This window comes from Halostella sp. PRR32, assembly GCF_034808085.1.
In the GTDB taxonomy this organism is placed as follows: Archaea; Halobacteriota; Halobacteria; order Halobacteriales; family Natronoarchaeaceae; genus Halostella; species Halostella pelagica.
Genome location: NZ_JAXHGL010000010.1, coordinates 1 through 26,439 on the forward strand (window position 1 = coordinate 1; position 26,439 = coordinate 26,439).

Sequence of the window (26,439 nt, forward strand, 5' to 3'; positions counted from 1 at the left end):
TGATGTGTACGGTCTACAACATCAAGCGAGCCGTGAAACAGTGAAATCAAACGCCTTCTGGCGATTCACCAGAGCCATTCGAGGTATTTCAACAGGAGGACAATCCAGACCGAGCGCTACGGTCGATCACGAAAATCCACGAGCTGATCGATGAAGATGACCGGTTAAAGGAAGATCCCAGCAAGAAAGGGGTGCGGAACGCGATTGAACGAGTTGTAGCAAAGGACTACGTGACTGTCGAACCAAACCGCGGAAAACACTCCGCTGATCTATACAGATGGGATGGCGACGGCGAAATCCTTCTGGCAAAAGATGGTACGACACTACTTCACGTTCAAGACGACATTCACGTGATCCAGTTAGAGGAAGAGTGGTAATTTCACTCCGACAATCCAAGTCAGCCGATCTCTCCTACTAAGAATTCTGGCGCAGGTCAGTAAGAGAGATCCGTTATCCAACTATCTGTATCGCTTCTTCCGTCGGTTCAATACGACTGTTTTCGTTCCGACGGTAGTAATCGTCCAGGTATTGTGAAAGGTATTGCCACGCCTCTTTCCCAGTCTCGAACCCCCACTCTGAAGCGAGGTCTCCATTCGACGTCGGTGCCAACCGGATGATATCTGCTACTCGCTCCCGTTCCTGCTCCGAGAGCTCACCTCCTACCGGAGATTCCGAATTCACTAAGCTAGTGTCATCATCCGTTGCTCCATCAGTCGTTGATGTCGAAGTCTCCTGTGACTTAGAACCATCCTGCGTAGATTGTGAACTGCTGCCCATGGCCTGCGCCGAAGTGTCCTCTGTAGACGCCAGCGCTTGCAACGGTGTTCCGTCTGGGATCTCGTCCATCAGTTCCTGCGCAATAAGTGAAAGCATCTGCTGCCGTCTCTCTGGCGTAACCGAGAACTCATATCGAATCTTTTCCTTCACAACCCCATCGGTCTGATGACCCTCAAACACACTATGGGTATAGGACATCCGCTGAAGATCCACCTCTCCTGGAAGGTTTGGGGCGACCGTGATCCCGAGCGTCCATGATTTTGGTTCGAGTTCAGTGTAGTTGGTCGAAAACTGTGGAGACAGTTTCGTGTCACGCGGGTCTACGTTGGGTGGGATATCGGTCTCTGTCGATGCCAAATCATGAGTCGGTGAATACGTTTGCCCGTCACTCCCGACGAATTTCGTTTTACTGATTCCATTCCACTTCTGTACGTACTCGGAGGTGTTCTCGATTCGAGTTACACAGAGAAATCGGTTCTCAGTCTGGATAGAATCAACCTCGTGTGGCCAAGCAAGTGGTTCGATGTCGGTTCGGAACAGTCCGACAAGGGAAACGCGCAGTGGCCCCTTCTCGATTGTTAAACCATCCGCGAGCGTGCCCTCTATCGACGCTGCACTCACAGGTGTGCCGAGTGCCGCAAGTCCACGGGCAAATCCGCTGAACGTACTGGTACCGTCCGTGGAACCAGCAGTTGGATCACCGTTCTGGATCTGCTCGTACGCATCTTGGATCTCTTGAAAACGCTCTTGGCTCCCGCCCTGATCTGGGTGATGTTCCTTTACCAGTGCTCGATATGCAGCTTCGACCACGATCTCACTCGCATTTCTTGTTATTCCGAGGACATCGTACGGATTGGGCATACGCACAAATGCGAGTCTGACAAGAAATCCATTTCCCTTATCGAAAAGGAGCTCATCTCTCAAGGACGATATTTACCGATTGACCCCTCGCCAACGGGCCAGAACCAAGTATAGAACGCAGGGTATTCTCGAAAAACACAACATTAGTTAGATGGTCTTTGACATCTGACCGTCCGCCCAAACCGATTCCTCATAAATATCAACCACCACCTCCGCCGACTCCGGCAGACCGCCCACGTCCACCATTACGATGATAGGATAGACTTGTTCCACCTCCTCGCTCACGATCGCTAACATCTCCTGCTGATTTTCCGTCAACCGAACTCGATTTCCGCTCGATACCGCCTTCACCTCCACCGCGTAGTACGCCAGCAGATCTGTCGTCGGATCCAACCCCTCTCTCGAACGTGACGGACTCGGCGCGCCCTCCACTGGAGTCAGTGCCTTCGCCACTAGGATATCGTCAGGTATCCAGCCTTGCGAATACCCCCAGTCACCGTCTTCTGGCAACGTAACACCCTCCAATACCCCTAAGTGAGTTTCCTTTGTCAGACTCCGACTCTTCGAATGAATTCGGATGTCGTCTTTGCTATACTCCTCATTCTCAGGTTGGTCTGTCGCGTGTGCCGTAATTGTCTCCTCAAGCGGCTCCGGAAACCCGCCGTGTCGCCCTGCAATCATCTCTGCAATCAACCCTACGTCCATTCTCGATAGATCGTACGTAACCATTGGCTCTAGTTTGTCCTTTCCCGTCAGCCGCTTTGTATTGGACGGTTCAGGGGATAGTCATTTGTCACTACCTACCATGCTAACCCTTTCAATCCAGCGTACATTTGACCTACTACCATCGATAAGACAACCTAAGTCTATGATTATTGGTTAGAGGGGCCTGCTCTCCACATCTAACCTCCTGGCTTCCTGATCAGTAGAACACTCCTCCTCTAGCTTCGATTGGAATTGGCATTCAGATCCAGCGAAGGGAGCCTCTCTGTTTTACGGAATCCACAGCCAGGGAGTGATCAGCTCACGCTCCGCCAGCTCCGTCACCGTATGGGCGGCCCGCGCTGATTGCGCTGGCCGCCCAATCGTCGATCACCATACCGGTTGAGAGTGTAGCGGCTGTTCAGGCCGTCGTTGTACGGATCTACGGAATGCCTGGCCGCTCTGCGTGTTGCCCGTAGGTGCGCATGAGGGCAACACAATGCCCAGAACAGGAAATCAAATCCACGAAGGAATCGCCTTTGAAGAACAGCACAATCCTCGAACCAGATATCTCCCCGCTCACCCTCAGCAGTGTTCTCACCGAGTGATCGAGAGAGACCGTAGCCAGCGAGGTGATAAGCGATGAGCAGCAAGGATGACGATCCGAATGATCGACGAGTCGGTTCGGATCCCAACAGGTCGAACAGTACTCGTGGAGATCCCAGATCAACCAATCTGAAGCCGATCTCGCCAGCAGAGGCCGTTGAATGGTATCTTCACCGACGTCGTAATGAACTCGCCTCTTCGTCATTGAAGACACATCGTTCCAGTCTCCGCCATTTCACGAAGTGGACAGAGCAAGTCGGCATCGAAAACCTCAACGAGCTAGATGGTCGTGCGATCCAGCGCTACCTCACTTGGCGTGCCGAAGAAGCTCCAACGAGTGTTGATCACTTAGCTCCTAAGTCAGAGAAGACGCAGATCGACATCACTCGGAAATTCGTTGAGTACTGCGAAACGATCGATGCTGTCCGGGTCGGGCTCCATGAGCAGATCCTCCCGTTCCGCGTCAAGGAAGCTGACGAAGTCCGCGACGAGATGCTGGATATGGGGCGGATCTCGGAGATTCACAATTACTTGGAGACGTATCACTACGCATCCAGGGATCATATCATCTGGACGCTGCTCGCCGAATCAGGATTCCGGATTGGCGCTCTCCACTCATTGGACGTTCAGGACTTCGATCCAGACAATCGGACGCTTCGACTCCGTTATCGGCCAGAATCGGAGACATCGCTCAAGAACGACCGTGGGAGCGAGCGGCTCGTTGGGTTGATCCGAGACGGGACGGTCGAAGCCATTCAGGCGTACATCGATGATCAGCGCGTCTCAGCCACTGATGAGTACGGTCGTGAGCCCTTGCTCACGACCCGCAACGGAAGAGTTGCTAGATCAACGATCCGGAAGTCCGTTTATCGGTGGAGTTGCCCACAGGCGCTCGGAGACGAGTGTGATCACGATGATTCGATGACGTCTTCTGACGCGTGGCGATGCGGGAACAACGCCTGTCCGCACATGGTTCGTGCCGGTGTGATCACGTATCTCCTCCGGGAGGACGTCCCAATCGACTACGTCTCCGATCGTTGTGATGTCAGCCCATCCGTGATTCGGACGCACTACGATGGTCGTAGTGAGTCCGAGCGCATGGAAGCCCGAAGTCAGGCAATTGCAGAGCAGCTCGCTAACTAACCCCGGTTTTCGAATTCATAGACATGACAGAGTTCCACGACGCAGATAGCATCGGCACTGATAGTAATACACACGTCCTCCCATCGGGCCCAGAGATCTACTCTCATGAACATCAGGAGGTGGATCGACGACAACTCTTGTGCATCGATGGCCTGACGGCGTACGAAGCCTTCTTGGAATGCCAGTCGGATGGTTGCTCCGAAGAAGCGAGCCTCATCTTCGCAGAAGGGGATTTCCCAGATTCGCCGGAAGAAGTAGACGATCTGATGTACGACGTGTATCGGTGGTTCCGCGAGAATGCTGTTGATCTGGTACCGTATAAGAAGGATGCTTCGCTATATATCGCAACCTACGTCCTGATCGCTGGTGAGGAGCACAATCATAGTTTGTTACGATCCCGGATTGCCCTGTTCCTTGCTGCCGATAAGGGATATCAAGATGGGGATCACAGTCGCCTCCCGAAAAAGAAGGGGGAGCTCCTACGTACGGTGAAACAACAAACACGGGACGCAATCCAGGCTCTTGGAGCGGGACAGAATCCAGCCCTCAACCAGCTTTACCGAGAGATGGAGGGATAAATCGAATTAGGCTACTGCTCCGTCTTCACAGCTTCAATTCCAAATTCCGGCCGCAGGGGTTCGCCCAGACATGGGCAGGTGGAGGCTTTCCTCCATGACACTAGTTGGAAGACACGACCGGAGAGGTATCGAATTAGAACAACTCATTCTCGAAGAGAGACTTGTCAAATCCGCTCGCAGAATTTCTTTTTTGCGCCGATCAGGGATCCCTCTACAGGGGGGGAGCATTCGGCAGTCGCGTCGGACTGCTAGAACCACTCATGACGCCGATCTACGAGAGCAACTGACCGACCACGTTGCCGAAGTACTACAGACACTACTACTGTCTGTAACCAATTGCATACATCATCACCGTATCTATCAGATAATCGTCAGTTGGTTCCCGCAGTTTGATGCGGGGTGGTCTGTGTGAGCGGTGAGACCAATCGCGTGAGATTGAATCTCCGTATCGACGAAGACGTGAAACGGAATTTCAACAACGCAATCAAGGCCAAGTTCGGAAAGTGCCGGCCATATGCCGGTATCGAGTTGGAACGGGAGTTCCGATACTTCCTCAACCAGGGAGAACTCGCAGATCTGCAAGACGCAGTTGATGACCTCACGGACACCTTGGGTGGTTCAGAAAGCAAAGAAAAAACTCGTGAGGTTAATCGAGGAGAGACAGTCGTTGCTTCCCACCGAATCGCAGAAAACGTTCGCACAGCCCTGATATCGGCTTCTCAAGAGGATTATCGTTCCGCCGGTGAACTAGCAGAGGCGATTATGTACGGATACATCACCGACGGTAGCGTAATCGAACGGGTAACACAGAAACTTCAGAGGATCTCAGAGGAGTCTCAACCGGACATCGATAATTCGATGGGGGCGAAAGAACGTCGTACCAACACGATCGTTAACGAACTCGGACGATCTAGAGAGGGAGGATTCTCACTCGATGATCTCGATCAGGCCATCGAGGCTGCCAAAGGTATCAGTGCTAGCGACTACACTCAGAAGCAGTATCTCCCCAGAGTGCTTGATGAATTGGATTTCACGTGGCATCCGAATAACTCGAAGTTATACGTTAATCCGGAAGGGTTAGACCTCACGGATCCACGAGATCCGACTAAAAAGCCGTTGATGCTTATGGATCGAGATGACAAGCGGCTAGCTATCAAGGTTGCTGCGTACCGCTCCGATGATAACACCTCAATAAAAGCGGCCTTCAGCATTCCCGATGCAGTTGACCTATTCAAAGGTCAAATACGGAAAAGTACGATCCGGCAATTGATGCGAGAAATCGCTGAGTCCTCACCAGGATACGAATACAACCAAGATCGGGAAACACTGGGAGTTGATGTGAAAAGGGTGAAACGCCACGATCTGGAGAATGAGGACCTACTAAAGATCGAGGGTGATGAGTTAATTCTCATGGGAGACGATGCTTAAGATTCGCTGAGAGGTCTCCGTTTGTCGATGAATTCGATGATTTTGCTGTACCGACCTAATCATTAGAAGAACTGCAGGCTCTACATCGAAGAGAGTCTTTGATGGTATTCAGTGGATTCTCTATGCTCAACACACTATCACATGAAGAACACTGGACGGTGTCCATAGTTCCGATCCCGCTCCCATATCCGAGCGTCACCTTTCGGGAAACTCCTTGCTCAGCCAGTTCGATATCGATCTCTCCCCGTTCGTACTCTACCTGTGTTACCGTGAGGGGAGTCACCCGAATATCCAACGCATGCCGCTTTCGTATCTCTTCCTGCTTCTGGGGAAACCCCTGGTCTCGTCGTTCGTGCAGAGTACTCAATTCCGAATCGACCTCTTCATACTCAGATTTTGCCTCTTTCCGCTTCTTCAGTCTCGCCACGCGATCGTCCTGATCACTGCCATTGATCGCTTCACTCAGCTCATCGATCTTCGAGGACAGCTTAGAACGTTCCTCCTCCAGCTCTTGGATCCGTTGTTGTTGCAGTTGGCGGTACTCTTCGACCTCTGCGTCCGCTGCTCTGGATGCCTCATTATGGACCTCCTCAATCTCGTTCTCGATGCCCTTCATCAGCTGATCCTGGGCTGTGTTAAGCAGTGATCGTGCGTCTGTCTCCGCCAATGACGATTGCGTGGTAGTGGGAGAGCCGTTCGTGGTTATCGACGTCATATGAAGGAACGTCTCTTCCAACGCTGGAAGTCTCTGTTCCGAGCGATGGTCGATAGCGATGGCGCGAAGGAGCTCTTGTTGGTACTCACTGACGGTTTCAATACTCACCTCGAAGAGGACCACAATCGCTGTGCGGTCGTAATACGGAGTGAACTGTGCCTCCCTGGCTTCGACGTCGCCTTCTTTGATCCACTGTGGGATTTCCACGTCATCCTGATCGGCTTCTATCGATAGTTTCCCGGTAGGGCGACGCTCAGTTGCCTCTCTGAGGATCCGCTGAAAAAACTCACTCTCTGGATGAAGAGACTCTCCAGTAGCATCTTCGTCTCTGTCTGCGCCACAAAGCAACGATAGGCTTCCCGCCGGCAATTCCGTATCCTCATTGTCTGGGATCGTAACTTCCCAGGTGTCCCCTCGTTTCTCAATGGTGCCACCGAGTGACTCCAAGTAGCCCTCGGTGAATTCCTCAACGAGAGACTGCGTGACCGCGAGTGCTGCCTCAGTCATCGCTTTCCCCCAGGTCGAATCCTTCGAAGACTCCGTTGTTGAACTCCTCCAATTTGTCCGCAAGTTCACGTTGTTCCTGCAGATCAACGGCCATCGCATCGAAATCGTTCTCCAGATCGACCTCTGAACCAGCATTAACCAGTCGGTCGAAAATCTGATCTTCAAAGCTCGTACCGGACTCTTCTAACCGACTCAAAATTGAACTTAGCTCGCCCACGCTCTGTTGGAACAGGTCGATTTTGTGGTAGAGCCGCTCCAGTACGTATTCTTCAACAGTGTCCTTTAGCGCCATGTTGAAAATGAAGACGTTTCGTTTCTGTCCGATCCGGTGAACACGTCCAATTCGCTGTTCGACGCGCATTGGATTCCACGGTAAATCCAGGTTCACCATTATGTTACAAAATTGAAGGTTACGACCTTCACTCATTGCATCGGTTGAAACAAGGATTCCACCTTCTTCCTCGAAGTCCTCCACGATCTGTTCCTTTTCACTACTGGAGTGTCCACCGTGGAACGCGTGGACGGTATACCCTTCCGAAGCGAGGCGATCAAGTACTTGGCGTTGAGTCGCCCGAAACTGGGTGAAGACGATCACACGTCCCATTTCGACGGTGTCACGAGCTTCTTCGACGATATCCAGAAGGCGCTCCTGTTTCGTTACTGTATCAATCTCTTCGATCAGATCCAGAATTGACTCCAGTTCGTCCGCGTGGGTGAGTTCAGACTGCTCATGGAGTCGTTTCTCGATTGTTTCCTTGAGCGCTACGGGACTGCTAACGACTTCCTTCTGAAGGAGCATCAACACGAGCTTCTGACCCTGATCCTGGCTGTAGGCACCCTTGACGTAGTCAGAGACTGCCTGGTAGAGTTCACGTTCCTTCGGAGTCGGATCGAATGTCCGTGTATCGATGGTTCGGTCCGTGAAGTCGATATCCGTATCCTCTCGCCGGTTCCGAATCATCACCTTGTTCAACCGGTCCTGTAGCTCGTCCCGGTTCACCAACGTCTCCTGATTGCTATTCACGAAGTACTGGTGGAAGACGTCGCGTGTGCCGAACAGTCCGGGACGGAGAAGCGAGACGACGTTATACAGGTCCGTCAGTTCGTTCTGGATCGGCGTCGCCGTGAGGAAGAACGCGTAATTATACGAAAGTCGGTCGATCAAGTCGTATCGATCCGTCTCTTCGTTCTTGACGTAGTGCGCCTCGTCAAGAACCAGAACGTCCCAGTCACGGTCGAGAACCGTCTGGCGGTGTCTCTCACTCTTCGCGGTGTCGATGCTCGCAATGATGTAGTCATGCGCGTCGAAGTCCTCGAATTCATCGTCGTAGTTGCAGACGAATTCAAGGCCGAACTTCTCACGGAGTTCAGCCTGCCACTGTTTCGCCAGCTGCGCAGGCGTGAGAATGAGGACCGACTCGTCCGTCTCTCGAAAGTGCATCTCCTTGAGAATCATCCCAACTTCGATGGTCTTCCCGAGCCCGACCTCGTCAGCGAGAAGGGCCTTCCCGTCCATTTCGAAGAGGGCCCGATAGGCTGCGTCCACCTGATGTTCCAGTAGCTTGACGGAGTTTTCGTCCAACTCTTTCAGCGAGCGAAGTTCGGAGTCCGGCTGGCCTGCTTGGAGACGAACAGCTTGGATGCTCTGTAAATGATCCTCCTCTGCACCATCCTCAGACAATGAATCGAGAAGATCGTCCGCAGACTCGTGTGTGACCTCAACATCAACGAGGTCGTAACTTCCCATAGTCTCGTAGAGACAGGTTCGCGTGAAATACGTTTTGTGACCGACCGAAGCAGGCGAGCACGTCTGATTGGTCCTAAGAAGCGAGGATGTTCGCAGGACCATAGTGTTTATTGGGTGTCCAAGAGGTGTGTTTAAGTATCAAGATGGCACAGACAGGATCCTTGTCGAACACCCTCGAAGACACGGTAACTCTCAGCCGTGAGCTTCGGGAAGAGGGGCAGATCGATGGCCAAGTGAAGCTCTACAACGTGGATGACGATGACGAGTTCGAGTCAGACGCGGAACTCTTCTTCGAGCGAACCCTGATGACCCAGGGGCTCCGTGAGGCGCTTTCGATTCTCCGTGATTCGCTCACGGGCGATGACCCGCGCGGGACGCACATCCTCTACGGTCCGTACGGCAGTGGGAAGTCCCACCAGATGGTGGCGCTGTACCACTGCTTCGACGATCCCGACGCAGCAGGTACGTGGGCAAGCGACTCGGTCGAAGGCTTCGACACGGCACTTCCCGAGTCGGCGACGCCGGTCACAGTCGCTATGCAGAACGAGCAGTACGAGTATCTCTGGGAGCCGTTCTTCGAGGCACTCGATTACGATCCTGGAACGTTCAATTCAGGCGGTTATCCCGATATGCAGACGATTCAGGAGGCCGTCGGCGACGACACAGTCGCATTCTTCGTGGACGAACTGGAGGACTGGTTCGATACACTCCAAGGCGACCGGAAAAGTGCGAACAAAGCTTTCCTCCAGTCGCTGCTCGAATCAACGGCGCTCTCTGATCTCGAACTCTACACTATCGTCTCTGTTCTGCGTGAGGGCTCCGAGGTCCACGACATCCTGAACCGGGAACAGGCGGTCGAGGTCAACATGAACAACCAGGTGGACAAACGTGAGGTCCTTCGTCACCGCCTGATCGATTCAGTGAACGAGAACTCCGCCCGCGAAATCGTCAACGGGTACTACGACGCGTATGACCAGTCCGATCATGTCACCATTCCCGATGATCTGCTGTCGGAGATGCACGATCTGTATCCGTTCCATCCCGTGCTTTTGGACGCGCTTGAGACGCGGTACTACGCTGACGAAGATAACCAGAACACGCGGGGGATGATCTACCTCTTCTCGAAGGTTCTCTTGGAGATGCAGGATCAGACGGATCTGATCACGCACGGTGATATCGACGCTATCGAGTTCGAGGACGAGTTGGCGAAGATCAACTACGAGCGGTTGAACGCGGCGACGGGCGACATCAAAAGCCGCATCGATGAAGACGATGTTCCCCACGGCCGACGTATTCTGAACACGATCCTCCTGTACTCGCTGAAGCCGAGCGAGGGCGAGGGCGCGGAGGTCTCGGAGATCGTCATGGGTGCCTACCAGACAGGCGATCTCGTCTCAGACGTTGTCCTCAACCTCGAACGTCTCCACGGTGTCGCGTGGCATCTCCACAAGCTGAACGGAAAGTACGCGATCCGCGACCGGCAGAACCCGAACGCGCTCATCCGGAACGCGGCCGTAGACGTCTCCGAGACGTCGGCGAAGGCTGAAGTCGCGGACTTCATTACCGATATCTTCGGGTCGAACGCACACCCGGTCGGATTCCGGACGAACGATATGCGGGACATCCCGGACGACCGCGAGGTCAAGGTCGTCGTGAAAGACGACCAGTGGACGAACGAGGAGGTCGAGAAAGTCATCACGAACGACGGGCGTGGCCGCGAGTGGCGTAACACGCTCGTGTTCGTCCAACCCTCGGGCGACAAGGCCATCGAGTCGGGGACACGGTACATCGATAAGGCGCGGTACATCGAGGGCGCACGGCAGGTACTCGCCGACGAATCCCTCGATGACGAAATCCGGACGTCGATTCAGGGCATGAGGGAGCAGGAGGAGAACGAACTCCGCGAAGAACTCCAACTCCTGTACGGAGAGGTGCTTGACGGGAACGACCTTCTCAATGACTGGGGGCAGATGACGCCGATGGAACTTGACGTGTACGTTCACGACGAGGCAGAGCTGAATGCCTCGAACATCGCGGACTCAGCGTCCGCAGACCCATTCGACCTCCAGTCGCACGTCTGGGATATCGCTGAAGATCTCTTAGAACGACGCGGGGAGATCTCGGTTGAGGACATCTACGAGCAATTCCTCCGCGACCCGGACCTTCCGATCCCCGGCAGTGCGAATGACGTGCTAAATGCGACTGTCAAAGCGCTCTCGGACAAACCGGTACTCGCCCGTGACACTGGAGGGTTCCGCGATGATCTCTCCGGGAGTTCGCTGGACACCGTCCTCGTCCAGCAAGACGATGTGGACGTGTGGGGCGTCGATGACGTCGAACAAGAGCTTCGTCAACGGTTCGGGAGCGGAACGACCGCCCTCGATATCGGTGACTTCGAACTGGAACTCGTCGAAGATGGTGAGATCTGGATTGACGGCGACAGCCACGACGTCGTGATGCGGGCCATCGGTCGGCTCGCTCGTGAGGAACAGTACGTCATCGTCAAAGGGAACGAGATTCTCGATAAGCCCCAATCCGACGCGACGATCCGCGACGTCGGCGGCGCGGAGGTCGTCGGTGCGTCGTCGCTCGTAGATCGCATCGAGACGCACATCGACGACGACGGCTACGCGAACCTCAACACGATCATCGGCGAAATCCGTGCCGAGGAGTCGGTCTTCCTCCCGCCGGACGAAACCGAGTCCGTCGCCCGCGAGGCAGTCAACGAATTCCTCGTAGACGACTACGTCCTGGAAGCCGGTGGTCGGTACCTCGGATCGCTGGGAGACCGTGACCCGACGACGGTAAAGATCGTCCCGACCGTTCCCGAGCGGATCGGCGACCAGATCCTGGAGTACATCGAGGACCTGGAACCCGGAGACCAGTTCACGGTGAACAAGGTCGGCGACCGGTTCGACAGCAGTGTTACCGAGTACATGGTGCGGACGTACCTGCTGGAGAACATCGGAAAGGACGAAGAACCCGAGTACGTCGTCAACACGACCGGCTCGGAGAAAGCCTCCGACTGGGTCCCCGGGTACCCGTTCCGGAAGGCCGACACGGAGATACCCACGTGGCGCTTCGAGTACAACGGCGACGACGTCGCTGCGATGCGGAGCAAGTGGCGGAACAACCACCAGACGGGAAGTGTCGATTACGGGGACGTCACGTTCATGCTGCCCGACCGCGAGGGTGTTCCCGGCGCTCTTCAGGGGACCGCCGACGTTGAGCGGACGCAAGTCAGCCTGACGCTGCGATCCGGACAGGACTACACGAAGGTCCAGGACCTGTTCGAGCGGATGCCCGAGGAGGCGTCAAGCCTGAAGATTGAGATCACCTTCCAGAAGTAGTTCCGCTTCTTCTACTGGTCGGCGTCCGCGTTTCTGACTAAGGCTTCGACGACGATTTCGTCACCGTCCGCCTCATCCAGCATATCCCTCAGAACGGTCTTCAGTCGTCTATCGAACAAACTGCGTGGGTTCAGCGGTGTTAGTTCCGCTTCAAGCTCATCTCTGCTTACTGTTCCAGAAATCACGGAGTCTCCATCTTCTCGTACTTCCAGCAAATCGGCCATATCGAACCATCCTCAGCACGCTGGATAGCCTGTTCGATTGCCGCCTAACTCAACAATCGATGGGGAACAGTGTTAGTGTGCTTCTATCTGTCCCAGTACTCTGAACCCGGTTCGGGCCAGACCTCACTCGCTTGCTTTGCGAGCCACTCGCCACGCTCAGCAATCGTGTCTTCGTTCCATTCGTCAGGCCAATTCGTAACCAAGTGCTTGTTCAGCCGTAGGACAGTGTGCTCTTGAACCGCCTCTCGTTTATCGTCCCACGCTGCATTCGAAATAGAGGGGTTTAGCTTATCAGTGAGGATGGTCAGGTTCCCGATTCGGTCCTTTGCATCGTCACGTTCCATCCGTTCGACTTCAGCGGGTCGGTCTCCTGGGAGCGACCAGTGGGTGGACCACTTCTGCGGGAGAATATGCTCAATCTCCAGATCCTGCGTGAACTCTACCGTCTCGCTGTACCCGGTGTTACGCAACTCGCGTTCGATGGCCGCGAACACCATTTTGAGGCGTCGCTGATTGATGACGGCCCAGTACTCCATGTTCACCATCGAGTCCGTCAGCTTGTCGTCACCAGGCCAGTAGTCGCTCTCACCTTCTTTACTCCGGAAGAATTCGACGACGACGTCGCCGACGTGCTCGTTGTCCCGCTCCTTGAGTTCGTCCAGCAACTCGATGAATATCTTGTTGTAGTTCTTCGACGTCAGTCGGGAGAGCATCCGACGCATCAGCCAACTCTCGATTGCTTCGACGGCTTTCACCCGCTGTTCCTTCGGGATGTCCTCGTGGCCGAAGATCCAGAGGAGAACCGGGTACGGCGTCGTCGTATCGAGGATATCCAGTCGGTGGAAGAAGATCCCCTCCCGAGACCCACGGTCGGGTTCAGAGATGATCTCGTAGATGGACGCGTAGTAGTCGATGTCCTTCACGATCTCTTCGACCGAGTTGTCGGTCCTATCGAGGTACTTCCGGAACGCCGGGAAGAGCTTCTTCGCGCGGACCTGCTGGCTCATTTCCATCGTGAGCCAGTGCATGATGAATACGTCTATTTTCGGGCGGTCGAGCCGTCCCTGCGAGACATCGACGCGCCATTCGTCTTCGTCGAACTGCTTCCAATACTTGTCGTGGAGGTCGCCAGGATCGTCCTGCTGGATCGTCGCCTCCCGGAAGAGATAGTTCTTGATCAGGTCGGCGGCGAGTAGCGGTGTTCCGCGGGCGTTCAGCGTCTCGAAGATCACCTGTGCGTCGTCGTTAGATTCGAGGTCGATGACGACGACACGGAGCAGGTGCCACATCGTCGTGACAAGCGCATCGAGATGTTCTTCGGTGGGTTCGTCTCCAGATTCTGCCCACTCCCGAATTTCGTCTCTGAAGTACCGGAAGCACTCCTCCAAGTTGTCGTCGCCATCGAGTTTGGAGTGCTCTGACTCCGGGTCAGAGAAGGTCAGCACGTCGATGAACGCGTCCTGATCGGCTTCGATCGGCCAGACCTTCAGCCGATCCGTATCGGTGGTGGTCAGATCCGTGTCGTTGTACATCAGCTTCTCCACCAACGACGCCGACTCCTCGTGAGCGAGATCAGTCGCCACAGAATGCACGGCGGACAGCAGAACTTGGAGTGTGATCAAGCGCTGTTGGCCGTCGATAATCTCGCGCGTCTCCAACTTCTGCGTCGGCGTCGATTGCTGATCGAGGACGATGGCTCCCAGGAAGTGCGGGGAGGTGTCCTGTTGCGCTTCCTGTCGTTCGATTTGGTTACTCGCCCCTGCTTGTCGATTCATCAGTTCATCCACGACAAGTTGGAGATCCTCCCAGAGCGGCTTCCAGTGTTCTTCCTCCTTCCACACGTACGGCCGCTGAAACCGTGGAACGACGTACCGAGTGTCCTTCCGAAAGATATCCTTTAGATCGAGGGTGTCTGCTTTCATCGATGACCGAATGTTCCGTGGAGAGTTGTATAAATGGTTCCAAGACTAACTCATCACCCGAATCCGAAGGTGAGGGCGGGAAGATGTCACCATCGCGCGAGTGAGTTTATAGATTTCCCAACGAACCCGGGGTTTCCCCTATGTTGGTACGTCTTTGGGCCGAACCTCCGCTCCGTCGTGTATTCACAAACAATTCATTGAGAGCTCATCAGTTTCTGGCGTCGAACCACTTCGCACCGCTGTTATAGGTCTGGGCCATTTCGGAACTCTGTGAGTAATTCTCGTCCGCCTCTTTTGTCACGCACAGTCGTTCTAACCTCTCAAAACAACGTATTTCCGGAGATTACCGAATCGTAGCGATTCGGGAGCGAGTACCAAATCAATCACCTCCGCACCCTCTGGCTTACCTTTAAAAATGACTGGCGGTTGTAGTTGTTCGGGTCCAACCCACTATGCAGACAGAAACGATCAACCGCGCGAAGAAGATCGACGAATCGCTAGAGATCATCACTAAGATCGAAGACGTGGTCGGAGTACCGCTGACAGAGAGTCGGCGAGCACTACAGGTGGCTGGAGAGTACGTCATGAGTGACTCAATGTTCGTAGAACAGATGGTCCAGGCAATGACTGAGGCAGCCGGCTTCGCCATCGAGACGGGTCACGATGACTTGGCATCCGACGCCATCCAGAACGTGACTGACCTCGAAACACTCGTCTCTGACGACGAGTAGGCAACTTCTTCGACGTTCCGTCTCCTTTCGAGATACCAACGAAGCTCGCTTCACTGAGATGTTACTGCGAAGAACGCACACTTATGTGGCTCGTGGCGTATCGCTTCTACATACTGAATAATGTCTGAACAATCTGGATCTTCACAGGATCGGCAGGAGCGGACCGAACTCCCCATCGAACGCGGGTTCCCCATCGAGCGCGTGAACGAGATCGCCGAGAAGGAGGGCCGGGCACAAATGTACTACCGCCCGACCTACGCGATGCACAAGTGGTGGGCGCGACGCCTGGGCTGTGTCTTCCGCGCCATCTCACTCTACACGTTGCTGGACGACCCGGAGAAGGTCTCGGTGTTCGAACCGGGTCACGAGGGGAGCACACTCGCGGCCTATGGTGACGACGTTGACGGCGAGTCCGACCTTGACATCGCCTCGTTGCTCGAACGTGTAGATATGTCCGATCCGGAGAGCCTCTGGGAACTCTACCCGAAGGACGTCCGCGTCGAGGACAAGAAGATTCTCGACCCGTTCATGGGTGGCGGCACGTCGCTCGTAGAGGCGTCGCGCTTCGGTGCAGAGGTCGTCGGTAACGATCTAAATCCCGTAGCGTGGTTTGTTACGAAGAAGGAACTCGAAGCCGGTGAGACCGATGTCGAAAAGATTGAAGAGGCCTTCGAGCAGGTGAAGGAGGACATCTCCGACGAGATTACGCAGTACTATAAGACGCCTTGTCCGAACGGCGACCACAAAGCCGATGTAATGTACAACTTCTGGGTGAAGGAGTTAGATTGCGTCTCCTGCGGGCACACGGTTCCGTTGTTCAAGGACTACCGCGTGGCGAAGGGTCGCTACGAGAATGATGACAAGTACAACGTTCTCTGCCCAGACTGTGGTGCGGTTACGCGTGTAGATGATTGGCAGTCAGAATGTGTCTGTAATGACTGTAGCTACAGTTTTATTCCCAAAGAGGGAAACGTCTCTCGGGGTGGAAAATATAACTGTCCTGAATGTGGGCAAAAGTACGGAATTAAAGAGGCTGTCCAAGAGCAGGGTGGTTACGATATTCACTTCTATGGCGTCGAATACTACTGTGCGGAGTGCGATGACAACGGTTGTGACAAAGCAGAGGTGAAAGGGTACAAAGCAGCTGAGCAGGCAGATAGACAACTTGCTCAGGAAGCGGAAAAAATGCTGGATGACAATGAGGAACTTCACGAATTCCTCCCCGACGAAGATATCCCTCCCGGCCATATGACCTCTGAACGAAATCCTGTCTTTGAGCATGGTTATGAAGAATGGCAGGATATGTTCACCTCACGTCAGTTACTTTGTCTTGCCAAGATTCTGGAATCAATTGACAAATTAGAAGACGAACAAGCGGCAGAATACCTTCTGTTAGCACTGAGTGGTTCTCTAAGATATACTAATTTCATGGTGGGTTACCACCACACACGGAACCACATTCACGATATTTTTAAAACGAACTCATTTGATCCACCACTGAAGCCGACCGAAGGGAATGTTTGGGGGACGGAGTACGGTTTAGGATCGTTCCGTTCTACCGTTAAGGGAGTTATCAAGGGCGTAGAATATGCTAACTCACCTACCGAGAGGCACATTCAGAATGGAGAAACGAAAGAGACAGAACCGTTTAATCATTCAATTGGTGGTGACTTCGAAGTGACCCAAGGGGATGTTCGTTCAATTGATTCTGTCGATGAATTTGATGCAGTCATTACTGATCCACCGTACTATGATAATGTCATGTATTCTGAGGTCGCTGACTACTTCTATGTCTGGCAGAAGATTCTTCTTGAAGACAAATATCCCGGATTCGACCAAGATAAAACTCCCCGAGAAGAATCAATCGTCACAAACCCCTATTTAGACAAGACCGCTGAAGACTTCGAGTCTGAACTTGGTCAGGCATTCTCAGCTATCAAGAAAGCGCTCAAGGACGACGGCTCGCTTACGTTTACCTATCACCACAGTGACTCTGAGTCGTGGGGTGAACTGCTTGAATCGCTCTGTAATGTTGGTTTCGAGGTAACAGCGACATACCCAATCACAGCGGACATTAACAAATTTATCGGAGGGGAAGCAGTTTCCTTCGATATTGTCGTCGTCGCTCGCCCTATTGACGATACGGAACCCGCTTCGTGGAACTCCCTCCGCCGCGACATCTACCGTACGGCTCGCCGTACCCGCCAACAACTCGAAGAGAACCGTGACCTCTCGCGCGGAGACATCGGCGTGATGGAGATGGGGGCGTGTTTCCGCGAGTACTCTAAGCACCACGGGAAGGTGCAACGCGACGGCGAGATTATGAACGCGAAGGAGGTCGTCCAGGAGATATACGGTATCATCCAGGAAGCCAGCGACATCGGCGTCGAAGACGTGTTCATCGACCTGCTCGACACGTCGAACCCCTCCTTCGACGACGTCAACAAGCTCTGCCGTGGGACGAACGCCACGCCGGAGGACCTGAAAGAGACGCACCTATACAACCAGGACGACGGCTTCGAACTCGGCACCTGGGACAACGAGAAGCGCCAGGCCTACATCCAGGAGCGCGCCAACGGTGACGGCGGCGAACACCTCTCGAATCTCGATAAGCTCCAGTTCCTGCGGTATCGCTACGAGAAGGGACAGGCGGTCCAGAACTACGTCGAAAAGTGGGACGTCGATGACGACCTGCGCGAACTCGCCGGTCGGCTCGCCGACGTAACCGGCGACGACACGTACACGCGTGTGCTCGGGGATCGAGACATCACGAGCTACGGCGAATAGGAACCCCGAAGCTGGACGCGAAGACAACTCCCGGTGGCGCTTTTCGATAAACCATTTCGAGACTCTCGCCGGGAGTGCTTCTGTTGCTTGCCGTACCCAGTGTTTGATGACCTGTCTAAGGTGAGTCGGCGATATGGTCGTGCTGTGAGTCTACTCCCCAGACTCTCAATCCGAATATTGGCCGTATAGGCTCTATAGGGGCGATATCACGGTGTTCTCAGGCCAGAGGTTTTTACGCACCTGGTTATTTGACCAATTCCGGAGTATGATAGCGATGAAACATCCCGACCCGATGATTCAAAATCTGGTTCGGTGGCTGTCTACCGACACCATCCACCAACCACGAAGAGTTCGACCAGTGAGTTCCTATATAATGAGAGGTGGTGCTGGTGGCAGCAACGGAGCGTAGAGTCCTGATCGTAGAAGAGATAGAGGCATTCAGTACAATCTCGATCACATGGGAAGAACGACAGGAAATCCTACATGATATAGATGATAAGATTGAGTTCCAATCTCAGAGCGACGACATCTCTCAGGTGAGTCCGTGGTTGCAACACCTACGCAACACTCTCCATCGGCAAAGTTTGACAATCAACTTGGAGAGAAGAGAACATAGCCAACTGAAAGAGATCGCCAAACGGTGGATGAGGTCAGAGAAACTGATGGAACAATTAAAGCGCGGAAGGTCAGAGTGTCGTTGGTGTGACGAACCCGCCCGGTATCAGATTCATCTCGATGATTCAGATCCGGAGTTGGTCTGTGGTGAATGTATGACGGTACTCACTACGTCGCATGCCTACCGACTGTTACAGGAGACTGATCCGACAGTTGCACCAGCAACAGAGATCATGATCAACGATTCCGCTGTATTCCCTCCAAGAAACAAGAAACAGACGCTCTTGTCGAATTTTGCTGATTCAGATCAACAGACACCGACATCTGACGAATCCGACCAGCAGATGTGGACTAGCTGATTTCTGATTGAATCTTCTTAGAAGATTTCGTCGGCATCACTTTCTGTCCAGTTCGTATCGTAGCTTGAGAACACCGCGGCGTCGAAGACACAGGGTAGCACCTCGGCTGTTGAGCAGCCATCCTGCACGATGTCCATGAGGAAGTGGTAATACTCCGGGTTGCTGAGTCCTGATCCGGAGACGTGGTAGGGGAGATCGAAGTTCGCGTTTAGCCACTTCGTGATACGAGAGTCAAGTGGGATCTCGAACCTCGTTAGACCGAGAATCTGAAGGATGTTCCGCGCTTGCTTCGATCCCACTCTGTGGAGTCCATCACCAGCGAGCCGCTCGGACAAGTAAGTCGCTACTTCCCGCTCCGTCCCCGGATCGCCGGCTTTCGGCTCTCGCGTTCGTGCCTCCCGTAACAGCTCTAGTTCACTCCACAGTTCGTCCCACCCTCCAGAGTCCAGTCGTTCAAGATTCGTCTCACAGGCATCGCCGATGTTGTTGTAGTACCGAATCCCTCCGTGTTCTTCGAGCGTCTTGGAGACGAATCCGCTGACGTCATCGACATCCCGACACTGATCGAGACTCACCGTCTGAATCTCGTTCTTCAGGAATATGGACACATGACTGTCCGGTCCCGAGCGCTGCTGGGAGGTAAGTAGTGCTGCGAGATGCGCATTCCAGAACTGATCCGGAGTGATTTCGATCTCGGCTTCGTTCACGTTCTGTTCCCGTCGTTTCTGCACGAACGGGTCGTCTTCTTGGTCGGAGATTATTTCAAGAACGTTGTCGATCTCCTCGTCCGAGAACGTCCATTCGACCTGAGCCATATGCATCCGTCTTATGCACTGCCGAAAAATCTGTTGAGGATGCTTCAACTCCAGCAGCGTGATTCCCACAGGAACTTTCTGCCTTCTCTGAGCAATCAGGTGTATGGAATCGGGAAAGAAATCGTTAGAAGAACTGACGACAGCAGGGGTGTTCCACGTTCCGGAGTACCAGCGGTACTACTCGTGGACCGAACCGGAGTGGGACGACCTCTGGACTGACCTCTATACGCTACCTCCGGACAAGCAGCACTACTTCGGGACGATCATCATCCAGAAGACGGATGAAACGGAAAGCGGCAGGAGTACTGGTGGATACGGCTCTTCCAGAGAGAAACCGATCAACCTCCTCATCGATGGCCAACAGCGCCTCACCTCGCTTGCGCTGTTGGTGCGATCGATGACGGAGTGCCTGGAAGATATCGCACCGGAGACGGATCACGAGGCCGAGATACTCGGCGACGTCGAAGAAATGCGCGAGACACTTCTCATTGAGGACAACATCTACCAGCTCCAATTACTTGACGAGGAGGACAACAAGTATCTCGAATGGCTGCTTACTGGGCACGACCTTCACGAACCGGAGCGCCCATCCCAGCGGAAGATGATCGAGGCGAAGGAATACTTCGACGAGCAACTCGATGATCTCACTGCGTCCCCTGATGTTAATCCCGTAGACGTCGCCACCAAACTCAAGCAACTCTGGGAAACCATCCTCGAACTTGAACTGATGGTGTACGTCGTTGACGCAGCCAACCCCGAGAAGGCGACGCTCATCTTCGACAGCGTCAATGATCGTGGTCGATCACTCTCAACGTTCGACAAGACGAAGTCCTTCCTGATGCGGATGGCCTACCTCGCTGCGGACGACGAAGGCGAGGCCCAAGCGACCATTCGCCGCATTCGGCAGTCCTTCGGGGAGATGTACAATGACCACCAAACGATGTTGGAGTCACCGTACATCACCGACATCAGTGATGATGCAGTCCAGCGGTACCACTTCATCTCGTACTTCGACTGGTCGAACTCTGACGAGTACAGCGATCCTGCCTTCCTCAGCGAATTGAAAGAACACGTTCGTACGCTTCGAAGGGAGGATCCCCAGGCGTGCCTGGAATACATCCAAGACTACACCAACAGCTTGGAGCGAGGATTCAACGCGTTAGCGAAAGTACTCGACTGTACCGGTGATGACGAAATTTCGACTCTCGTCCATCGGATACATCGCCTGCGTCATGCGACGAAGTTCTACCCGTTGCTCCTCAAAGCGTGGCCGAACCTCGATGAGGATGGGAGACAGGAGCTCCTGAACGCCATTGAGACGTACATATTCCGCGTCTACTCCATTGGCAACCATCGAAGCCACACTGGTGAGTCCAGTCTCTACGTCCGTACACGGAACCTCAGCAAGGACAGCCCTGCGGATGTCTGGGTGAGCAAAGTTGTCTCCCTGATGAACCGATACGAGGACGACTCCCAGTTCCGGCGATCATTGTCCGCTTCTGACCTCTACTCGAAAGCAAGCTCACAGGATCTCCGGTACCTCTTCTACTTCTACAACGAACATCGAGCTGACGAGAAGGGTGAGCGTGGGGGACCAACGCTCTCGGAAGCAATGAGCAACGAATACACGGTCGAACACATCTGGCCACAGAGTCCTGACGAACTCCCTATCCAGGATGCCGACGAGTATCCAAGTCCCGAAGCTCGGTATGATGCATATGTTCACCGTCTCGGGAATCTCACGTTGGCGAGCAGATCGTGGAACTCGAAATGGGGGAACGCTGCGTTCGAGACAAAGCGCGACGAAGGGTACGTAGAGTCGAAGCTCTGGGTTCAGTGGGACATCCAGGACAACTACGACGAGTGGTCTGTCGAAAATATCCAGGACCGCGAGGAGGCGATAATCGAGTTCGTTCTCAAAGAGTGGGCGACGCCTGAGACACGTCTTGGCGGTGTTGAAGAACCTTCAGACGCCATTGACCGGCTTACGAAGGAGGAACAGTTCGTCCTCAAGGCACTTCGCCAGAACACCGGCGGCGCGGTTCGCCGCGTTATCCACGGCGATGTGTGCGAACTTCCCGATTCACCGTTCAAAGAACCAAATTCGAACGGTACAGAACGAAACAAGGTGGGTTCGATTCTGAGTCGCCTCCAGAACGTTGGTCTCGCTGAGCAGAACAAGCATACCTGGTCGCCCACCGACGATGCTCTTACCGTGGAAGTTCCTACCTAACGTTCGGTTTCCGCGATCCGTCTAAACCTCGCACCCCCGAGTTTTCCTTGGTGCCTGTGGACTAAATGCGGGACAATTCCTTAGAGGGTTACAATCCCATCTTGACAGGGTTAGAAGTTCTGGCGAGATACGTGACCACGCTACCGTATCCATTTTTGTCCCTTCGGAGACGTTGTATGCGTAATGGCAGGCCCCGGACAGATACCCGGACGCTACAATCTCGTTATCGAAGGTGCGTATGAGACCTTCGAGCATCAGATTCCTGTGGAAGAGTTTGTACAGCGACTCCAAGACGACGATGTTCCGGATAGTGTGAGTGTTGTTGGTCTCGCAGATGCCTTGGCGGATGAGGATCTGGCGAATGAGTTGGCCCATGAGATGGATCGATGTGCAAACGATTTAGAGTACCAAAGTCCGACAGTACAGTTCATCGTCGAAGGTTCGTTCCATCGAAGTGGAAAAACGTACGATCTCCGGTACGAGGACGAACTTCACTCTCTCCAGCAGGTTTTCGGCCCCCAGCTTGAACGGAAAGAGGATGGCAAGTGGCTCGTGGCCCCGTTCTGACCAGAAGCTCTGAACCAAGGAATCAATAGCCTCTCTGAAGAAACTGCTCCACTGACGGAATCAGTAGTCCACGATTTGTGCTGGCGTTAGTGTGATTGAGTCGATCTCCTCTCTGGCAAGTTCCTGTTTGAGACCGTTCTCACTGGTCAGTCGAAGCTTCGCTTTCGGGCCCGTATTAACTGCTTCAACGGATGCTGCATAGTACGTTTCTTTCTCACCATCTACCCAGCATTCGACTTGAAGCTCTCCTCCTTCGACGTCGCCGCTCCACTGGCGATCAACGTAGTTCTGCCAGCAGTCTTCGCAAACCTCGTCCATCTCTGTCTGAAGATCCCCCGTAAAGGACGTAGGCTCGAACGAGATTTCATTGTGGAGAGGTCTCCCCCGACAGAGACGACGAGCCCCGATTAGTACCCCCTCACCATCCCGGCGAATTCTAACCAAGCAACTTCGAATACCTGCGATATCATCGTCACCAAGACATACATACGATTTGCCGAGCTGGTCACGGCAACGTTCGCACGTTATCGACTCCTCTGTAACATCCTCTTGGAGTTCGAAGTGCTCTCCTTCAATGGGAATTCTCTCTTTGTCACAGAGACTATCCCAGCCGAATCCTTCGCTCGGAGGCAGATTATTGTCGTAGAAGACGTGTGTCGTTCCTTCGTTGGTCGTCCACTGGTACGGTGTTTGGTACATACTATCTCTATAAGAGCTTCAATGGGCCCTCCTTCTCAACGTCCCCCCCTCCGCCTAGGAAGTAGAGGTCGATCCACTCTTGCCCCTGGTCACGACAGAACACCGGTACGCATGTCGTCGTATGCTCGTAGCGCTGCTCACACCGCGTTTCGATCTGCTCTCGTGTCCAGTCGCCATCTTGCTCTAAGTCGTACCGGTTTCGGACCTCCCAGGAGTGTTCGTCGGCGGCAGCCTTGAGAACACGCAAGGAGAAATCCCGAGCATCCTTGAACGTGAACGGACCGCTCATCGACTTCGCGTTGCTCAGATCCGTCTCTTCGACGCCATCCAGGCACAGTCGGTTCTCCGCAACGGCGCGGAAGGCTTCGAGTTCAGCGGATTTGCGGACGAGTACGTCGTGCAGATAGTCGTGAACGACGTCGCCGTATCCGCCCAACGTGAACTCTTGCTCGGGCGAAACGATTTGCAGTTCGGCACCTGTTTGGGTGACTCGCCGTCGCTTCGGTTCGAGGAGTGGGCACAGGAACGCGAGTCGATCGGAGTGAAGCAGATACGCGTAACTGAAGAGCCGTGATCTGGACGGAGATTCCTTCACTGGATCGTGACCCTCTGCGTAGTATTTCGAGTCCAGTACAGCCAGTGTCTCGTCACCTTCCTGCAGGGCGTGGTCCGGTTCGTGGTATATCTGCCCTTCACCCTCGAACGGGTTCACCGATGGTGACCGGACGGGTGTCACGTCGTCGAGGTCTCCGAGGTGGTCGTAGGACTTGATGTACGAGAGTTCGCGCTCGATGACGACCTGCGAGTACTGCTCGAACAGCGACTCCATATTCAGGACGTAGTCCACGACCAGCTCCCGTGGGCCGTCACGGAGTTGCTGACCGAGTGACGACGACATCACTGCCTTGGCAACATCGAACGCCTTCTGGTAGTACCGTCGCTGCTTTGGAAGGTCGCTGAGTGAGAGGCGTCGATACTCGTCCATCCGGTCCAACCCGCTACTGACACCCATACTCTCCAGACGCTCCACCTCGCGGTGTACTTCCGAGAAGATTCGATCGTATGCAGGGTGGTCGTTTTCGTGGGTGTTCTGTCGGAAGAGTCGAAGGAGCGTCTTTCCAGCGAAGTGGAGTAGCGAGTTCGCAGCGTTGTCATACTCGGTCTCGTTGCGGATCCAGTGTGGCTCCAACGTCCCGCGCCCGTGGTTCAACAGCGTTTGTTCGACGTCGATCTCCCCCCGTCCGTCAAGACTGTCGAGGCGGCGGATGACCAAGTCGCGGATGTACCCCTGCCGGTGGATCGTCTCCAAGCCATCCAGGTAGTTGATCGCCAGCACCACGAACACGTCGTCAAGATGGATGTCGTCGGAGAGGAAGTCCTGCAGCGGGATTCCGTGATACTCGATAGACCGGTTCTGGTCGTAGACGGCCAGGAGCATGTCGAAGATGTGTTCCCAGTCGATCTTCGGATCGACCTGCACCTTCGACGACGGCGTGAGGCTCACGACGCCGATGATGTCCGTCGCCTCAACGTGGAGTACCTCGTTTTCGTCGCCGTCTACGGTGACCGTGACAACTTCGTACTCTTGCTCGCCATCGAGTGCCGCCTGACTCTTCGTGAAGACGCCGGGGCTCTCCTGTGTGAAGGACGCGCGACGAAGTTGATCCCCGATGGACGACGGACAGCCCTCTATCCGGATCTCCCCGCGTTCGGGGACGTTGAAGGTGTCCTGCCCGTACTCGTAAACTTCGTCAACCGTACTCATTACTCGTAGGAGCCCATCTGGCGTCGTTCCTGTTCGAGTTCCCGTTCGGCGAGTTCAGCTGCCGGCGCGAGATCGAACTCCTCGAACTCGCCGTTCATCGCGCGGTAGTGTTCCGCGATGCGCTCGATTTGCGGGAATGCGGCTGCGTTCAGGAGCCGCGGGACGATGTACGTCCGGAACGCCTGTCCAACCGCGTCGGTCTGATCGTACTCGTACTCGCCGCCTTCCCGGCAGCCGACGCCAAGGAAGACGGCAACGTCGCGGTAGTGCATCGGACCAAACCGCATAATCGAACCCTGCGACGTCGATTCGTGACCGTGATTGATCCCCTGGTAGTCCCGCTCGAACAGGCGGAGGATCTCGATTTCGCCGAGGTCCGTGTGGTCGGTGACGTGCGTGGTGATCCAGTCTTTGAACAACTGTCTGCGCTTGTCTTCCTCGTATTCGTCCAACTCGATCATGGCGAACCGGCGGGTGATCGCGTTGTCGAGTTCGTTCACCGTCCGGTCGGACATGTTCATCGTACAGATGATGTTCACCCGTTCGTCCAGTTCGATGGTCTCGCCCTCATCGGTCTCGAAGATGGTCTGATGGGGGTTCTCGATGGCGGTGTACAGCGGGCCGAAGATCTTCGAGATGTCTGCCCGAGTGATTTCATCGAGGATGACGCCGTATTCGACGTCGAACCGGCGAGCACGCTGAACGGCTTCGGACACGCAGCCAAGTTTCGTCCGGTAGCTTAGCGAGTCGCCGGTGTAGTCCGGACTGATGCCGCCGATGATGTCCGACGGTGTCCACGAGGGAGTGGCAGTGTTGAGGGTGTATCCGATTCCGGTTTCACGAGCGAGTTGCTTAGCAAACGTTGTCTTCCCTGTCCCGGTCGGCCCATACAGGACGACTGGCTTGCCCGCTTCCAGCGCGACCTTCGCGTTCCGCTCAACGTCGTTCGGAACGAGTATCTCTTTAGGCGTTTCGTCACCGCGGAGACTCACGACACGCTTGAGTCGATCTGACGCCAATGGAGATTCAAGTACGGCACGTCGGACCTGCCCCAACCCCCGCTCGCCGTCGTGGATCACGTCGAGTTTTTCGTCCTCAATCAGGAACTCCAGTACCTCCTCGTTCTCCGCGCTCTGGATTGCTTCGACGACGTCGTCGGTCACACGGCGAAGAATTCCGACTTCGTCTTGCGCATCCTCAAGCGTATAGTCGTCCGACGAATCGCTCATTACCAGATACAGGTAGTTCTGAGTATATAAAATCCCGTTCAAGAGCCAAGCAGATTCCTATTGGCCCGCAGGTGCCTAT

The 26,439-nt window shown here is 54.4% G+C and carries 18 protein-coding genes; 8 read left to right on the plus strand and 10 right to left on the minus strand.

Annotation, left to right across the window (positions count from 1 at the left end; all coding sequences use genetic code 11):
• Nucleotides 1-450 precede the first annotated feature (450 nt).
• Together SM753_RS19630 and SM753_RS19635 are read right to left on the minus strand one after the other, a co-directional pair.
• Nucleotides 451-1,638: a DUF5797 family protein gene (locus SM753_RS19630; RefSeq protein WP_323192791.1), complete on the minus strand. Its 1,188-nt coding sequence runs from the start codon at nt 1,636-1,638 to the stop codon at nt 451-453.
• 147 nt (nt 1,639-1,785) lie between these two features.
• Nucleotides 1,786-2,367 (minus strand): hypothetical protein, encoded by a 582-nt coding sequence (locus SM753_RS19635; RefSeq protein WP_323192792.1) that lies wholly within the window; start codon nt 2,365-2,367, stop codon nt 1,786-1,788.
• 615 nt (nt 2,368-2,982) lie between these two features.
• Here SM753_RS19635 and SM753_RS19640 point away from each other — a divergent pair.
• The 3 genes from SM753_RS19640 to SM753_RS19650 all read left to right on the plus strand — a co-directional run bounded on the left by SM753_RS19640 (nt 2,983) and on the right by SM753_RS19650 (nt 6,095).
• Nucleotides 2,983-4,089, plus strand: coding sequence for a site-specific integrase (locus tag SM753_RS19640; RefSeq protein ID WP_323192793.1), 1,107 nt, complete (start codon nt 2,983-2,985; stop codon nt 4,087-4,089).
• A 23-nt stretch (nt 4,090-4,112) separates the two neighbouring features.
• Nucleotides 4,113-4,667, plus strand: a complete 555-nt coding sequence (locus SM753_RS19645) for a hypothetical protein (RefSeq protein WP_323192794.1) — start codon at nt 4,113-4,115, stop codon at nt 4,665-4,667.
• Nucleotides 4,668-5,075: 408 nt separating this feature from the next.
• On the plus strand, nt 5,076-6,095 hold the full coding sequence (locus SM753_RS19650) for a hypothetical protein (RefSeq protein ID WP_323192795.1): 1,020 nt from the start codon (nt 5,076-5,078) through the stop codon (nt 6,093-6,095).
• Nucleotides 6,096-6,150: 55 nt separating this feature from the next.
• Here the strand turns inward: SM753_RS19650 and SM753_RS19655 are convergent, their stop codons facing one another.
• Both SM753_RS19655 and SM753_RS19660 read right to left on the minus strand, forming a co-directional pair.
• Nucleotides 6,151-7,317 (minus strand): hypothetical protein, encoded by a 1,167-nt coding sequence (locus SM753_RS19655; protein WP_323192796.1) that lies wholly within the window; start codon nt 7,315-7,317, stop codon nt 6,151-6,153.
• Nucleotides 7,310-9,064 carry an SNF2-related protein gene (locus tag SM753_RS19660; protein WP_323192797.1) on the minus strand — a complete coding sequence of 585 codons (1,755 nt, stop codon included), beginning with the start codon at nt 9,062-9,064 and terminating at the stop codon, nt 7,310-7,312. Before SM753_RS19660 ends, SM753_RS19655 begins: the two co-directional genes overlap by 8 nt.
• Before the next feature lie 143 nt (nt 9,065-9,207).
• On the opposite strand from SM753_RS19660, the gene SM753_RS19665 reads away from it, so the two are divergent.
• A complete protein-coding gene (locus SM753_RS19665) occupies nt 9,208-12,414 on the plus strand; it encodes a DUF499 domain-containing protein (protein ID WP_323192798.1) in 3,207 nt (1,068 codons plus the stop codon).
• Nucleotides 12,415-12,425: 11 nt separating this feature from the next.
• On the opposite strand, the gene SM753_RS19670 is transcribed toward SM753_RS19665, so the two are convergent.
• Nucleotides 12,426-12,638: a hypothetical protein gene (locus SM753_RS19670; RefSeq protein ID WP_135829422.1), complete on the minus strand. Its 213-nt coding sequence runs from the start codon at nt 12,636-12,638 to the stop codon at nt 12,426-12,428.
• An 83-nt stretch (nt 12,639-12,721) separates the two neighbouring features.
• Nucleotides 12,722-14,560, minus strand: a complete 1,839-nt coding sequence (locus SM753_RS19675; RefSeq protein WP_323192799.1) for a DUF262 domain-containing HNH endonuclease family protein — start codon at nt 14,558-14,560, stop codon at nt 12,722-12,724.
• Nucleotides 14,561-15,012: 452 nt separating this feature from the next.
• On the opposite strand from SM753_RS19675, the gene SM753_RS19680 reads away from it, so the two are divergent.
• Together SM753_RS19680 and SM753_RS19685 are read left to right on the plus strand one after the other, a co-directional pair.
• Nucleotides 15,013-15,291 carry a hypothetical protein gene (locus SM753_RS19680; RefSeq protein WP_323192800.1) on the plus strand — a complete coding sequence of 93 codons (279 nt, stop codon included), beginning with the start codon at nt 15,013-15,015 and terminating at the stop codon, nt 15,289-15,291.
• Between the two features lie 120 nt (nt 15,292-15,411).
• Nucleotides 15,412-18,078: a DUF1156 domain-containing protein gene (locus tag SM753_RS19685; protein WP_323192801.1), complete on the plus strand. Its 2,667-nt coding sequence runs from the start codon at nt 15,412-15,414 to the stop codon at nt 18,076-18,078.
• A 991-nt stretch (nt 18,079-19,069) separates the two neighbouring features.
• On the opposite strand, the gene SM753_RS19690 is transcribed toward SM753_RS19685, so the two are convergent.
• Nucleotides 19,070-19,867 (minus strand): hypothetical protein, encoded by a 798-nt coding sequence (locus tag SM753_RS19690; RefSeq protein WP_323192802.1) that lies wholly within the window; start codon nt 19,865-19,867, stop codon nt 19,070-19,072.
• Nucleotides 19,868-19,970: 103 nt separating this feature from the next.
• On the opposite strand from SM753_RS19690, the gene SM753_RS19695 reads away from it, so the two are divergent.
• Complete coding sequence (locus tag SM753_RS19695; protein WP_323192803.1) at nt 19,971-22,100, plus strand: DUF262 domain-containing protein; 2,130 nt, start codon at nt 19,971-19,973, stop codon at nt 22,098-22,100.
• Between the two features lie 183 nt (nt 22,101-22,283).
• Nucleotides 22,284-22,667, plus strand: a complete 384-nt coding sequence (locus tag SM753_RS19700; RefSeq protein WP_323192804.1) for a hypothetical protein — start codon at nt 22,284-22,286, stop codon at nt 22,665-22,667.
• Between the two features lie 60 nt (nt 22,668-22,727).
• On the opposite strand, the gene SM753_RS19705 is transcribed toward SM753_RS19700, so the two are convergent.
• From SM753_RS19705 to SM753_RS19715, 3 genes are read right to left on the minus strand one after another with little or no spacing between them, the layout of a single operon-like run.
• Nucleotides 22,728-23,366 carry a hypothetical protein gene (locus SM753_RS19705; protein WP_323192805.1) on the minus strand — a complete coding sequence of 213 codons (639 nt, stop codon included), beginning with the start codon at nt 23,364-23,366 and terminating at the stop codon, nt 22,728-22,730.
• Between the two features lie 7 nt (nt 23,367-23,373).
• On the minus strand, nt 23,374-25,131 hold the full coding sequence (locus tag SM753_RS19710; protein WP_323192806.1) for a restriction endonuclease: 1,758 nt from the start codon (nt 25,129-25,131) through the stop codon (nt 23,374-23,376).
• On the minus strand, nt 25,131-26,360 hold the full coding sequence (locus SM753_RS19715; RefSeq protein WP_323192807.1) for an AAA family ATPase: 1,230 nt from the start codon (nt 26,358-26,360) through the stop codon (nt 25,131-25,133). The genes SM753_RS19710 and SM753_RS19715 overlap by 1 nt, the downstream gene beginning before the upstream one ends.
• Nucleotides 26,361-26,439: the final 79 nt, after the last annotated feature.

Coding starts and splice junctions, on each gene's coding strand:
- SM753_RS19630 (WP_323192791.1), bottom strand. CDS start 1,638: ATGCCCAATCCGTACGATGTCCTCGGAATAACAAGAAATGCGAGTGAG.
- SM753_RS19635 (WP_323192792.1), bottom strand. CDS start 2,367: ATGGTTACGTACGATCTATCGAGAATGGACGTAGGGTTGATTGCAGAG.
- SM753_RS19640 (WP_323192793.1), top strand. CDS start 2,983: ATGAGCAGCAAGGATGACGATCCGAATGATCGACGAGTCGGTTCGGAT.
- SM753_RS19645 (WP_323192794.1), top strand. CDS start 4,113: ATGACAGAGTTCCACGACGCAGATAGCATCGGCACTGATAGTAATACA.
- SM753_RS19655 (WP_323192796.1), bottom strand. CDS start 7,317: ATGACTGAGGCAGCACTCGCGGTCACGCAGTCTCTCGTTGAGGAATTC.
- SM753_RS19660 (WP_323192797.1), bottom strand. CDS start 9,064: ATGGGAAGTTACGACCTCGTTGATGTTGAGGTCACACACGAGTCTGCG.
- SM753_RS19665 (WP_323192798.1), top strand. CDS start 9,208: ATGGCACAGACAGGATCCTTGTCGAACACCCTCGAAGACACGGTAACT.
- SM753_RS19670 (WP_135829422.1), bottom strand. CDS start 12,638: ATGGCCGATTTGCTGGAAGTACGAGAAGATGGAGACTCCGTGATTTCT.
- SM753_RS19675 (WP_323192799.1), bottom strand. CDS start 14,560: ATGAAAGCAGACACCCTCGATCTAAAGGATATCTTTCGGAAGGACACT.
- SM753_RS19680 (WP_323192800.1), top strand. CDS start 15,013: ATGCAGACAGAAACGATCAACCGCGCGAAGAAGATCGACGAATCGCTA.
- SM753_RS19685 (WP_323192801.1), top strand. CDS start 15,412: ATGTCTGAACAATCTGGATCTTCACAGGATCGGCAGGAGCGGACCGAA.
- SM753_RS19690 (WP_323192802.1), bottom strand. CDS start 19,867: ATGGCTCAGGTCGAATGGACGTTCTCGGACGAGGAGATCGACAACGTT.
- SM753_RS19695 (WP_323192803.1), top strand. CDS start 19,971: ATGGAATCGGGAAAGAAATCGTTAGAAGAACTGACGACAGCAGGGGTG.
- SM753_RS19700 (WP_323192804.1), top strand. CDS start 22,284: ATGGCAGGCCCCGGACAGATACCCGGACGCTACAATCTCGTTATCGAA.
- SM753_RS19705 (WP_323192805.1), bottom strand. CDS start 23,366: ATGTACCAAACACCGTACCAGTGGACGACCAACGAAGGAACGACACAC.
- SM753_RS19710 (WP_323192806.1), bottom strand. CDS start 25,131: ATGAGTACGGTTGACGAAGTTTACGAGTACGGGCAGGACACCTTCAAC.
- SM753_RS19715 (WP_323192807.1), bottom strand. CDS start 26,360: ATGAGCGATTCGTCGGACGACTATACGCTTGAGGATGCGCAAGACGAA.